Origin of the sequence: Clostridioides difficile ATCC 9689 = DSM 1296 (assembly GCF_001077535.1) — a bacterium.
Classification (GTDB): domain Bacteria; phylum Bacillota; class Clostridia; order Peptostreptococcales; family Peptostreptococcaceae; genus Clostridioides; species Clostridioides difficile.
In genome coordinates this window covers 1,245,644-1,258,773 of record NZ_CP011968.1, presented here as the reverse complement: position 1 = coordinate 1,258,773, position 13,130 = coordinate 1,245,644, and the positions used below count along the sequence as shown (strand labels likewise).

15 protein-coding genes are annotated in these 13,130 nt (G+C 31.3%); all 15 read right to left on the bottom strand.

The window, feature by feature from the left end; all coding sequences use genetic code 11:
* Nucleotides 1-3: 3 nt before the first annotated feature.
* Nucleotides 4-492 carry a rod shape-determining protein MreD gene (gene mreD, locus CDIF1296T_RS06155; protein WP_003438053.1) on the bottom strand — a complete coding sequence of 163 codons (489 nt, stop codon included), beginning with the start codon at nucleotides 490-492 and terminating at the stop codon, nucleotides 4-6.
* A 14-nt stretch (nucleotides 493-506) separates the two neighbouring features.
* The gene (gene mreC, locus CDIF1296T_RS06150) at nucleotides 507-1,400 is read right to left on the bottom strand and encodes a rod shape-determining protein MreC (protein ID WP_003438051.1); all 894 of its coding nucleotides are present in this window, start codon (nucleotides 1,398-1,400) and stop codon (nucleotides 507-509) included.
* 9 nt (nucleotides 1,401-1,409) lie between these two features.
* Entirely contained in the window at nucleotides 1,410-2,471 is a 1,062-nt protein-coding gene (locus CDIF1296T_RS06145; RefSeq protein WP_003428483.1) for a rod shape-determining protein, read from the bottom strand.
* A gap of 69 nt (nucleotides 2,472-2,540) precedes the next feature.
* Nucleotides 2,541-3,200: a RadC family protein gene (gene radC, locus CDIF1296T_RS06140; RefSeq protein WP_009888913.1), complete on the bottom strand. Its 660-nt coding sequence runs from the start codon at nucleotides 3,198-3,200 to the stop codon at nucleotides 2,541-2,543.
* Nucleotides 3,201-3,244: 44 nt separating this feature from the next.
* The gene (locus tag CDIF1296T_RS06135) at nucleotides 3,245-3,829 is read right to left on the bottom strand and encodes a Maf family protein (protein ID WP_003428485.1); all 585 of its coding nucleotides are present in this window, start codon (nucleotides 3,827-3,829) and stop codon (nucleotides 3,245-3,247) included.
* A gap of 219 nt (nucleotides 3,830-4,048) precedes the next feature.
* On the bottom strand, nucleotides 4,049-5,020 hold the full coding sequence (locus tag CDIF1296T_RS06130) for an RnfABCDGE type electron transport complex subunit B (protein WP_003428486.1): 972 nt from the start codon (nucleotides 5,018-5,020) through the stop codon (nucleotides 4,049-4,051).
* Nucleotides 5,021-5,035: 15 nt separating this feature from the next.
* Complete coding sequence (gene rsxA, locus CDIF1296T_RS06125; protein ID WP_003419046.1) at nucleotides 5,036-5,611, bottom strand: electron transport complex subunit RsxA; 576 nt, start codon at nucleotides 5,609-5,611, stop codon at nucleotides 5,036-5,038.
* A gap of 14 nt (nucleotides 5,612-5,625) precedes the next feature.
* The gene (locus tag CDIF1296T_RS06120) at nucleotides 5,626-6,219 is read right to left on the bottom strand and encodes an RnfABCDGE type electron transport complex subunit E (RefSeq protein ID WP_003419045.1); all 594 of its coding nucleotides are present in this window, start codon (nucleotides 6,217-6,219) and stop codon (nucleotides 5,626-5,628) included.
* 12 nt (nucleotides 6,220-6,231) lie between these two features.
* The gene (locus tag CDIF1296T_RS06115) at nucleotides 6,232-6,801 is read right to left on the bottom strand and encodes an RnfABCDGE type electron transport complex subunit G (RefSeq protein WP_003438048.1); all 570 of its coding nucleotides are present in this window, start codon (nucleotides 6,799-6,801) and stop codon (nucleotides 6,232-6,234) included.
* Entirely contained in the window at nucleotides 6,801-7,778 is a 978-nt protein-coding gene (locus CDIF1296T_RS06110) for an RnfABCDGE type electron transport complex subunit D (RefSeq protein ID WP_003428487.1), read from the bottom strand. Before CDIF1296T_RS06110 ends, CDIF1296T_RS06115 begins: the two co-directional genes overlap by 1 nt.
* Nucleotides 7,779-7,800: 22 nt before the next feature.
* Nucleotides 7,801-9,138: an electron transport complex subunit RsxC gene (gene rsxC / locus CDIF1296T_RS06105; protein ID WP_003428488.1), complete on the bottom strand. Its 1,338-nt coding sequence runs from the start codon at nucleotides 9,136-9,138 to the stop codon at nucleotides 7,801-7,803.
* A 215-nt stretch (nucleotides 9,139-9,353) separates the two neighbouring features.
* A complete protein-coding gene (locus CDIF1296T_RS06100) occupies nucleotides 9,354-10,298 on the bottom strand; it encodes a hypothetical protein (RefSeq protein WP_003438046.1) in 945 nt (314 codons plus the stop codon).
* A gap of 110 nt (nucleotides 10,299-10,408) precedes the next feature.
* Nucleotides 10,409-11,692: a Cwl0971 familypeptidoglycan hydrolase gene (locus CDIF1296T_RS06095; protein ID WP_140027985.1), complete on the bottom strand. Its 1,284-nt coding sequence runs from the start codon at nucleotides 11,690-11,692 to the stop codon at nucleotides 10,409-10,411.
* A gap of 122 nt (nucleotides 11,693-11,814) precedes the next feature.
* The gene (locus CDIF1296T_RS06090; protein ID WP_003419037.1) at nucleotides 11,815-12,186 is read right to left on the bottom strand and encodes a VOC family protein; all 372 of its coding nucleotides are present in this window, start codon (nucleotides 12,184-12,186) and stop codon (nucleotides 11,815-11,817) included.
* 227 nt (nucleotides 12,187-12,413) lie between these two features.
* Nucleotides 12,414-13,013, bottom strand: coding sequence for a hypothetical protein (locus CDIF1296T_RS06085; RefSeq protein WP_003419035.1), 600 nt, complete (start codon nucleotides 13,011-13,013; stop codon nucleotides 12,414-12,416).
* Nucleotides 13,014-13,130 lie beyond the last annotated feature (117 nt).

Here is a 13,130-nt window from a genome sequence, read left to right as displayed (position 1 = left end):
CAACTAATCTTCTTTAAGTTTTAAAACTGCTCTTTTAGATAAGCGATATATTACTAAACCAATTAAACTATTCACTATTGGTGCTACTAGTAGACCTTTTACAAAAAGTGTTGATATGTTGTAGCTTTGATAAATTATACTAGATGTACCTATATTGACAATTGAATCAATTAAACTGCCTATAAAAATTAAAACGAAAGTAATAATATAACTACCTTTATATAGCTGATCTCTCATGTATCCAATTGCATATGCAATAATAAACAAAATTAATGCATTTACACCAAAAATTCCACCAACGGTTATGTCTTTAATAAGCCCTATTATTGCTGCTATAATCCCACCTTCTAATTCATCTAAATAAAGAGAGATTATGGTTACATATATAAGAACTAAATTAAAGCTTATGCCAAAAATATCTATATAATTTGTTATACTATTTTCTATAGTCATAAGCACAATCCCCAACAGACAAAGTAAAACTTTTTTCATTGTTTTTATCCCCTTTATCCTATATTTCTTGGTTCTATGACTACAACGTCATTTATATTCTTAAAATCAACATAAGGTTTTACAACTACATATTTTAATGACTTATCTTTATCATCAACCACTTTTTCAACTTCGCCAATTGGTATACCATCTGGGAAGAATCCAAGACCTGATGTTGTTATTATATCTCCTTGAATTACATTATATGATGAGTCAAACATATATCCTTGCAAATATCCTTTACTATTATAACTATCTTTATTATCTAAAGTAGTATTTTGAGTAATTGTACCTTTAGCATTGGCATCCTTTGCTAGTTTAAAGCTTACAGATGCCTTAGAATCCAATAGTGAAATTGCCTTACTATAATTGTTGGAAACCTCATAAACTATGCCAACTAATCCACTACCATTCATAACTATACTTTCTTTTTTTACACCTGAATTTTTTCCTGCACCTATGACAAAACTCTCATACCAGTTTCCATCATTTTTACCAACAACACTTGCTGAAATACTTGTCGCCTTATACTCTTCTTGTACAAAGTTCAGTGTCTTTTTTAACTCTTCTAGCGATTCTGTTTTATCTAGTTTGGCATTTAAAGCTATCATATTTTTTTTAAGTTTTTCATTTTCTTCTTCTAATTTTTTTACCTTTTTAGAATTATCTTTAAAATTTGCTACATCTTTAAAACCATTTTTGATAAAAGAAAATCCATCATTTATTCCCTTACCTACACTTGTAATAGCATCTGAAGCTACTCCTAAATTTACTGGACTACCACTAGAAAATTTACCAATTGATATACCCACAATTCCAATTAAAGTGATAGCAACTACGCCCGTTGCTATCACTTTAACATTAATCCTTTTTTTCTCATTTTTGTTCTTGTCAAATCTCAAGGCCATCACCAACTTCTAATTCTTAGTATTCATCATTAATACTTTTTCAAAGATTTCTTGGTCTTCAACAGATTTACCTGTTCCAAGTGCAACACAATCAAGAGGTGTTTCTGCTATTTGTACAGACATACCAGTTTCCTGTGTAATAAGCTTATCAAGACCTCTAAGCAAAGCGCCTCCTCCTGTTAGCATTATTCCGTTTTCCATTATATCTGAGGCTAATTCTGGTGGAGTTCTTTCTAGTGTAGATTTTATTGCATCTACTATTGAACTTACAGGTTCTTTTAATGCTTCTCTAACTTCTGTAGAGCATATTTCTATTGTTTTAGGTAATCCTGAGATTAAATCTCTACCTCTTATTTGCATATTTATTTCTTCATCATCTTTAAATGTAGAACCTATGTTAATTTTTACATTTTCAGCAGTTCTTTCACCTATCATAAGATTATATTCTTTTTTTACATAAGCCACTATAGACTCGTCAAATTCGTCTCCACCTATTCTTATAGATTTAGCAGTAACGATTCCTCCTAAAGATATTACAGCTATTTCTGAAGTACCTCCACCAATATCAACTACCATATTACCTTCTGGTTCTTCAACTTTTAATCCAGCCCCTATAGCCGCTGCCATTGGCTCTTCTATAAGGAATGCATCTTTAGCTCCTGCTTGTCTTGCAGCCTCTTCTATAGCTCTCTTTTCTACTTCTGTAACTCCAAAAGGAACACATATAGCTATTCTTGGACTTACAACACCTTTTTTATCAGCCGCTTTTTGTATAAAATAGCTAATCATTGATTGAGTTATGTCAAAATCAGCTATTACTCCATCTTTCATAGGTCTTATAGCTACTATATTTCCTGGTGTTCTACCTATCATTTTTTTGGCTTCTTCACCTACTGCTAATACCTCTTTACTATCATCTCTTATTGCGACAACTGATGGTTCTCTAACAACAATACCTTGTCCTTTTATGTAAACTAATGTATTTGCAGTCCCTAAATCTATTCCCATATCCTTTGTCATCTTATTAAAACTAAAAAAACCTTTTTTTTCTTTCTTTTTTTCCTTAGCCATGATTTTACTCCTTCCTACTATTAAGAATCATGTTTAAAACATTCTCCTATTATTTTATCACATATAAAGTCAAATTATCATATTTTCTTTAAAGCTAAAGTATAATCCATCTCCAATAATTATATGGTCTATTATTTCTATTCCAATTATTTCTCCACATTTAATAAGTCTTGATGTGATATTTTTATCTTCTCTTGATGGTTCTACACTTCCTGAAGGGTGATTATGCATCACTATTATCTTACTTGCACTTCTTCTTATAGCTTCTTTAAAAACCTCTCTTGGATGGACTAATGACGAGCTTAAAGTCCCTATAGATACATCTACATCAGATATTATCTCATTTTTTGTGTTTAAAAGAACCGCTTTAAAAACCTCTTTTTTTAAATACCTTAGGCTATCCATATAATACCTCTGTATATCCCAAGGATTCCTTATTTTATACTTTATAGGTTTAAAACTAGCTACTCTAGAGCCTAGTTCTAAAGCTGCTTTAATTTGGGTTGATTTTGATAACCCAATTCCATCTATATTACACAGCTCCTCTATTGTCATATCTTCTAAATGTCTAATACCCTGAATATCTCTATTTATTATATAGTTGGCTAATTCAATAGCATTTTTATTCTTGTTGCCAGTTCTTAAAAGTATAGCCAACAACTCAGCATTTGATAAGCTTTTTACGCCTTTGGCAAGCATCTTTTCTCTGGGTCTTTCCTCTGGTGCCATTTCTTTTACCTTAATGGTTGAATTAAATGACTTTTTCAGATAAATCACACTCCATAAAAAAGATTTATACTAAAATATTTTTTTAATAGGTCGCCTAACCTTGAAATTGGAAGACCAACTATATTAAAATAATCTCCTCTAATTTCTTCAACTAACAAAGCTCCATAACCCTGTATACCATAGGCTCCTGCTTTGTCAAATGACTCATTAGTTTTCAGATAATCCTCAATATCCTGCTCTGATAACGTTTTAAATTTCACATTGCTGATTACATAGTCAATTACCTTTTTATCTTCGCACAAGTTTATTAAGCTAATACCTGTTATGACTTGATGCTCTCTTCCAGATAGTCTTTTTAACATATCTCTTGCACAAGACTCATCTTTTGGTTTTCCTAAAATAGCATTGTCTAAAACAACAACTGTATCAGCTCCAATAACAACATCTTCATTATGTTCAGATGCTACAGACATACTTTTTTCAAAAGCTAATCTCATAACTAAATGTTTTGGTGTTTCACCTTCCAATATAATCTCATCAATTTCATTTTTAATTATATCAAATCTTACATTCGTATTCTCTAGAATTTCTTTCCTTCTTGGAGAGGCTGATGCCAAGATTATATTCATTTATTCACCTCATTTGTACGTAATTTGTACCTATTTAGTCTATCACTATATTGTAAAAAATTCAACAGAAATGTCGAACCTTTTTTGTTACACTATTGTTATATTTATTACCATTAGAATAAATATACATAAAATAGAGGTATGGAAATTATTCCATACCTCTGTTTTATGTACTCATTAGAGATATGGAAATTATTCCATATCCTTATTTTGTCCATATTACAAAATTTTAATAGCTTTCTTTGGACATTTTTCCATACATAAATGGCATCCTACACATTTATCTGCATCTACCTTATGTTTTTCTTTTAATTCTCCCTCTATTGCATCAAACTTACATTGTTTTTTGCACACTGTACATCCAACACAAAGTTCTTGGTCAATAGTAACTTTCTTTTTCTTAGTTATGTCACCTGATATTACTTTTGTAGGGCATTTTGCTACACATTGCATACAACCTACACACTTATTAGGGTCTATCTTAGCTATTTTGTCTTCAAATATTATTGCATCAAATTTACAAGCTTTTACACACATTCCACAGCCAATACATCCAGCAGTACATTTTTCTTTAACAGCTTTACCAAACTCTTTGCTATTACACTCTACAACTACTTCTTGACTTTCTGGTTTTGTGATTATTATACCCTTAGGACAAACTTCTTTACATTTTCCACAATTTACACACTTTTCTTCATCTATTACTGCTATTCCATCAACTATAGAAATAGCATCAAATTTACAAGCATCTTTACATGTTCCAAGACCTAAACATCCAAATTTACACATCTTAGCACCTGAGTTTAAAACATTTGCTGCTCTACAATCTGATATTCCTTCATACTCATATTTATCTTTTGCACTTGAACAAGTTCCTTTACAAATAACTTTTGCTACTTGTTTCTCACCTGCTTCAGCACTTATTCCCATTATTTCTCCAACTTTTGCACCAACATCTGCTCCACCTACAGGGCAACCATTAACTGGTGCATTGCCTTCAACTATCGCATTTGCAAGACCTCCACAACCTGGAAATCCACAACCTCCACAGTTGGCTCCTGGAAGTACTCCTAGTATAGCTTCCACTCTCTCGTCTACTTCTACAGCAAACTTTTTAGATGCAAAATCTAGTACTATCCCGAAGATTAAGCCCATAATTCCTAAAACTAATACAGCTGTAAGTATCACCATTTTCACCCCTCTTTTTTATAGCTTTATAAGTCCTGTAAATCCTAAGAAAGCTATTGACATTAAACCTGCTGATATAAGCGTTATAGGGAAACCTTTAAATGCTTCTGGTATATCAGCTAATTCTAGTCTTTCTCTTATACCTGCGAATATTACTATTGCTAAAGTAAATCCAGCTCCGGCTCCAAATCCGTTTATTATTGTTTCTACTAAATTATAACTTTTTTGAACATTAACTAGAGCTATACCAAGAACTGCACAGTTTGTAGTTATAAGAGGTAAATAAACTCCTAATGCTTGATATAAAGATGGACTCATCTTTTGAATTACCATTTCAACGAACTGAACTATAGAAGCTATAACCAATATAAAAGCTATTGTTTGTAAGAATCCAGTTCCAGTTTTTACTAATAAAATCTGTATAAAATAAGTTATAATTGAAGCTAGAGTTAAAACGAATGTAACTGCAACTCCCATCCCTACTGCTGTATCAACCTTCTTAGAAACTCCCAAGAAAGGACATATACCCAAGAATTGAGATGTTATAACGTTATTAACAAGAACGATACTTAAAAATAAAAGTATTAAATTCATTTATTACACCTCCACTATGCTTTTTTACTTCTTAATTTATTAAATCCTGCAAATAAGAATCCTAATGTTAAGAATGCACCTGGTGGTAATATAAATATTAATACTGGTTGGAAAGATGCTCCAAATAATGTCATTCCAAATAAACTACCATTTCCAAGTAATTCTCTTACTGCACCTATTATTGTAAGTGCAACAGTAAATCCAAGACCTTGACCTACACCATCAACTATTGAAGGCATAGCTCCTGTTTTGAAAGCAAAACTTTCTGCACGAGCTAATATTAAACAGTTAACAACTATTAATGGTATATATATACCAAGAGCCTTATCAAGAGCAGGAACATATGCTTTTAAAAGCATACCTACTATTGTAACAAATGTAGCTATAACTACTATAAATATAGGTATTCTTATCTTATCTGGTGTAATTTTTCTTATTAAAGATATAACTAAATTTGCACATATTAAAACTGCTGCTGTTGAAAGACCCATACCAATTCCATTTATTGCTGAAGTTGTAACGGCTAGTGTTGGACACATACCTATAACTTGAACAAATGTTGGGTTCTCATCTATTAGCCCATTTTTAAATACTTTAGCTAAATTCATAATTAACCCTCCTTATTTATTAAGAGCACTATTGAAAACATCTATAGCAGCATTTACTCCTGTAGTAACTGCTGTAGATGTAATAGTTGCACCTGATATTGCTAATATTTGATTATCTGCTGTTGTACTTCCTTTTGCTACTTCAAGAGGCTCAGCAGTTTTTCCTTTGTATTGACCCTTAAATGCATCATCCTTAGCTTTTGCTCCAAGACCTGCTGTTTCTGACATATTACCAATGTCAACACCTGTAACTTGACCTTCAGATGATATACCTACCATAACTTCAATTTCTCCACCATATCCACTTGGTTTAGCTTTTAAAGTATATCCAACCACTTCAGAACCATCTAAACCTTCATACACTTCAGCTATAAGACCATCTCCAAGGCCTTTGTAAGTATCTTCCTTCATTTCTTTAAATTCTTTTGCTTCTGGAAGGACTGCTTTTCTAAGTTCATTATTTGCTTGTATATTTCTTTGTTCTATTACTGGAGCTGTAACCTGATTAGTAGCTCCAAGAGCTAATGCAGCTATTGCACTTATAGCAAGTAAAGTACCACCTAATCTCACCATACTGTTCATTATTTAGCCACCTCCCCAAATACTCTATTTCTAACAAACTTATCTATAAGTGGAGCAAGACAGTTCACTAATAGTATTGAGTAAGATACACCTTCTGGATATCCACCATACATTCTTATAACAGTTGTTATAAGACCAGCTAATACAGCGTATATTATTTGACCTTTTTTAGTCATAGGCGAAGTTGTATAATCCGTAAGCATGAAGAATCCACCTAACATAAGTCCTCCAGCAAACAGTTGATATATTGCGAAAGTTATATTAAATCCACCTAAAAGGAATGTTAATATAAATACAGTTGCTATGTAAAATACTGGTATAACATAATTTATTATGCCTTTATACATTAGGTATACTCCACCTAATAATAATAATATTGCTGATGTCTCACCTATACATCCACCAATATTCCCTATCATCATGTCAGCAAGACTAATTCCATTGCTAGAAAGGTCTGCCAGTCCTGCTGCTCCATTTTTCAAAAAGCTTAATGGAGTTGCTGTAGTAACTGCATCTAAATTTTTACCTATCCAGTTAACACCTGGTTGAGTCCAAGCAGTCATTGCTACTGGGAATGATGCTAATAAAAATGCTCTTGCAGCAAGTGCTGGATTGACAAAGTTACATCCAATTCCACCAAATACCATTTTAACTACTAATATTGCAAATATTCCTCCTACTAGACACATCCACCAAGGAAGTGATGCTGGTACGTTAAATGCTAATAATAATCCTGTTACAACAGCTGAAAAATCTCCTATAGTACTTTTTTGCTTCGTAAATTTTTGATATAAAAATTCAGTACCTACTGTACCAAGTATACAAAAAAACATAGCACTCAAAGCATTAAGTCTAAAGAAGTATACTCCTGCTACTGCTGCTGGAAGGAGTGCTATAATAACTTGTTTCATTATATATGAAGTATCTTCATTACTTCTCACATGAGGAGAAGATGATACTATCAACTTATTTTCCATCGTTTTTCCCCCTTAACTTTCTTTATTTCTGAGCAGCTTGCTTTCTTCTCTTTGCTCCTATTTCTCTCTTTGCTGATCTTATAGATTGAAGTAATGGTCTTCTTGCTGGACAAATAAATGAGCAAGACCCACATTCTATACAATCCATTGCTCTATGATATTCAGCTGTGTCATAGTCATCTTTTAAAGAATATGCACTTATGAAAAGTGGTTGTAAGAATGATGGACATACATCTGTACATCTTCCACATCTTAAACAGTTTTGAATATCTGGAGTACGTGATTCTTCCTCATCCAAACATAAAATTCCTGAAGAACCTTTGTTAGTCGCTATTTCAGTAGTATATTGAGCTATTCCCATCATAGGTCCACCCATTATAACCTTACCAATCTTCTTATCTTCTTTAAATCCACCACATTGTTCTATTATTTCTGAAACTAATGTTCCAACTTTTGTTATTAGGTTCTTTGGCTCTTTGATGCAACTACCTGTTATTGTAGTGATTCTTTCAACCAAAGGCATACCTGTTTTAATAGACTTAGCTATCTGTGCTGCTGTGGCAACGTTGTCAACAACTGCACCTGCTGCTATTGGTAATCCACCAGATGGAACTTCTTTGCCTGTACACGCATAAATAAGTTGTTTCTCTGCTCCTTGTGGATATTTCACTTGAAGGCCAACAACTTCGATTTCGCTATAGTCTTTAGCTACATTTTGAATTGCTTCTATAGCATCTGGTTTATTCGTTTCAATTCCTATAAATCCTTTTTTGACATCTAATACCTTCATTAATGCTCTTAAACCAAACACAACATCTTCTGGATTTTCAACCATTAATCTGTGGTCTGCAGTTAAGTATGGTTCACATTCTGCACCATTTAATATAACTACTTCTGCCTTGCTATCTGGTGGAGGAGATACTTTTACATGGTTAGGGAATGTAGCTCCACCCATACCTACTATTCCTGCCTCTTTTATGATACCTACTATATCTTCTTTGCTCAAATCCTCTAACTGACCTTTTGGTTGAACACTCTCATGTAATTCTTCCTTAAAGTCATTTTCGATAACTACACATTGAGCTGAACCTCCTGGTACTTCATGTTGTTCAATAGCAATAACTTTACCTGATACTGAAGAATGAACGTTACATGAAACAAAACCTTGTTGTTCACCTATTTTTTGCCCAAACTTTACTTCATCACCAACTTCAACAATAGGTTTAGCTGGTGCCCCTATATGTTGCTGAAGAGGAATGTAAACTATCTTTGGAGCTTGAGCTTTTTCAAGTGCCTTTGTGTTAGAGTACTCTTTTCTATATGGAGGATGTATCCCTCCCTTAAAAGTTAAGAGTTTCATTGTTTTACCCCCTTATCTATAAAAAAACATTTTTTCTGCCTTCTATAAGTATACTATATATATTAAAAAATCTTAACAATTGTTAAAAAAATATCCGTATTTTTATAATTTATTTTATAAATCAATACCTCTATATTAAGTCAAACCGAGGAAAAGGATTGCTTAATTAAACAATCCTTTTCATATAGCTTTCTAAAGTCCAAATTTTCTGTATTTTATTTTATAGAATTTATAAACATAGAGTACTCCTGCATGGATGATAAAAGCAGACTTTTACTTACACTATATTTTTCTTCATTTGCTGCTTTTGAAGCTGTATCAATTTTTTCATTCACATTCTTTACATACTCTATTAAATTATCTTTAAATAAACGCATTTCAGAATAGTCAATCTTTTCAGCTTCTTTTGATATATTTTGTGATATTGCCTTTCTATTTGTCAAAATAGTATTATATTTTTCCATATCTACATTATTTTCAGCATTCGACCAAAAACTTGATTCTTCTTTAAAGTTTGTTATTAATTTATTTAATTCTTTAGATATACTCTCTATATAAGCGTAGTTACTTGTATACTCTAAAGACAACATAGGTGCATCTAAGTGTGATAAAAATGCATCTGGAAACACCTTTCTTACACTGCTTATCTGCTTTCTAACATCATTTTCATCAAAAGAGGAATAGGTCTGTATTTTTTTTACTCCATCCTTCTCCATAACTGAAAAAGGTATGTCATTATTAACTAATGATGTCTGTATTTTTTTCAAATCATCATTATTATCTATTGCAGCAACTTGAATAGTATACATATCCCAGCCTTCTATAGTAGCTAATTTGACTTCTTCTGGCTCTTTAGTGTTATTTACCGCTTTTTCTGGATTAGTTTCTTGTTTATCATCTGAATTGGTTTGTGATTTAGATTTTTTCCCTTTTTTTATTGAATTTAATTCATCAGATATATCTTTATAAGTTATATCTGATGAATTATTTAGAAATGGTATTTTAGCCGATACATACTCCAATATCTTGCTATCTTTTATTTTTGTATAAGAATAATAGCCAATTAGACACAAGCAAGCAATCGTTATAACATATTTACGTAAATCAATCTTATGTCTATTATTATTAAATCCTCTGTATATCGTTTTTCTTCTATTCATTAGTTTGTCCCTCCCAAAATTATATTATTAATAAAGTATATTTTTAAGAGTCACAATTTATGAATATAAATAATTATTTCTTCTAATTTTTTAATAAGAAATTGTACTTACTAAACAAATCTTCTTGCACCAAGTAATACTTTAGACCAATATGAACTAGTTAAATTATCTACTTTAACCTTATTAGGATTAGTCTGAGTACCACTACAATGGATAAATTTACTATTTCCTACATATATACCTACATGATTAGTTGTTCCATCACCATCAGTGTCAAAATAAACTAAATCTCCTGGTGCATAATTCCCCATAGAAATTGCACTTCCAAAATTAGCCTGTTCTCTAGAAACTCTAGGAATAGAAACGCCTACAGAATGTTTAAAAACATACTGTGTAAATCCAGAACAGTCAAATTTATCAGGCCCTGAAGCTCCCCATTGATATGGTATTCCAATAAGAGTATATGCAAAATCTACGATTGTTGAACCTTTTGCTGTAGATTTATCTGAATTTCCAGTAAATGATGGCTTTGAGTTACTATTAGATTGAGAATTTTGGTTAGATGATGAATTTGGTTTTTCTTTTGTATCCTCATTAGTCTCAGAAATATAACTGGCACTCACCCATCCAATTGTTCCACTCGATAACTTTACCTTATACCAACCATTACTTTTAGCTTTTAATTCAACAACATCTCCACCATTTAATTTTCCTATTATAGAATAGCTTGTCCCAGGACCACTTCTTACATTTAAACTCACAGCAGATGTTACCTTACCATTCTTTCCTTCAATTGATTCTTCGCTAGATGGTTTTTTATCAGAATTATTAGTACTATTTGAATTACTAGAATTGTTCGTTCCAACATCCTCTGATGTTTTAGAGATATATTGGCTACTAGCCCATCCAGTAACTCCATTTGATAGTTTTATTTTATACCATCCATTGCTTTGTTCTAGTAACTTTACTACATCTCCATTATTTGCTTTACCAACTAATGAATAGTTAGTACCTGCACCACTTCTTACATTCAGTCTAGAACTCACATTTACTTTACCATTTCCACTAATAGTTGTCCCACTTGAAGTTGAATTATTTTGACTTGATGTACCTTCAGACGAACCACTTGTTGATATGTATTTTGCACTTCCCCATCCAACAACAGAACTCGATACCCTTACTTTATACCATCCATTAGACTTTTCTAAAATCTCTACAGTTTTTCCCTTGTATAATTTTGCTACCTTATCGCAATCAGAACTTGGTCCACTTCTTATATTCAAGGCACTTGCTGTTACTGTTCCCTTTTCAAGAGCACTTGCATTTATGGAGCTAACAGATACTGCTACTGCCCCAATTCCTAAAGCTGCTATAGCTTTTTTCACTACTATCACTCCCCCCAACAAATTTTTATAGTCATAAATTCATAACATTATTATCCATTTTTAGTCCCTACAATTTAATGATAACTTATTTTCTTATTAATTGTAAAGAAATTATAAACATATCCTTAAAATTAGTGATTTTTAGGAAGTATTTCAATCCAATAATTATCTGGGTCCGCTATAAAATAAATTCCCATACTTTCATTTTCAAAACATATGCAATCTAAATCTTTATGAAGTTTTTTTGCCTCATCAAACTCCTCAACTTCTAAAGCCAGATGAAATTCATTGTCTCCTAAATTATATGGTCTATCCCAATCTCTAAGCCAAGTTAATTCTAATGTATGACTAGTAATGCCATCTCCTAAATAAACTAATATAAAACTTCCATCTTCTGCTTCCTTGCGCTTTACCTCTTTAAGCCCTAAAGCTTTTTTATAAAAATCTAAACTTTTTTCTAAATTAGTAACATTGAAATTGTTATGACAAAAATTAAACTTCATTTTGAAATCACTCTCCAATTTTTATTTTTTTTATATTATATCATTATTATAAATTTATTTAAATCATATTAAGTTAAAAATTTGAATGATGATGACCAATTACCAAATCATGGTAAATTATTTAAAAGAATATGTCAAAAAAAGAATAAGCTCTTTCAAATGCATAAAAAATTTATACCCAAGTTATACTTAATCATGCAAATTGGCAGAACTTATTCTTTAAAACTCTAACTTTTAAGTTTTTCTTTAATAATATAATTTATTACTTTTTTTCTAATATCTTCAGCATTATAATCATCTTCTACTTCTATATCCAAAAGTTTTGCTATTGACCTCATATCTTCTCTAGTCTTTGACCTATAGCTTGATATTAATTCATCTTTTATTTTCTCTGGTTCTAAAAGATATTCTTCATCTCCTCTTTTGAAAACAACGTATTTTTGAGCATATGAACTTCTATTGTAGTATATATATCTTGATATTTTTCTTAAAATTTGATTATATGAAAGTCGCTTGTTAATATCAAGTTTTAAGTACTCTGAAAAAGCAAATAGCTCTTTTTTTGATTTAAATAATGCTTCTTTCTTTATAGTCCTTGATATTGAAGTTACACTTTCTTGATATGCACACTTTTTTAACATTTTTAAATATACTCTATTAAGACCAATACTTTGATTGAATTTTTTTATATTATTATTAATAATCTTATCCAAGTTACCTTCAAAGTATTTTTTTGCTCCTTTTTGTGATACATAACTCTCAAGTTCTTTGTGGGCCATATCAAGTATCATTTTTTTTAAATCCTCTTTATATCCCCTAGATTCCATGATACTCCCTCCCTTAGCTATTTATAGTATATTCAAAAAGCTCAAGAAATGTGAGTCATTACAAAATTTTTTTACTTTTTATGTATATATTAATTTAAAAGGGGAGATAATAGTAAT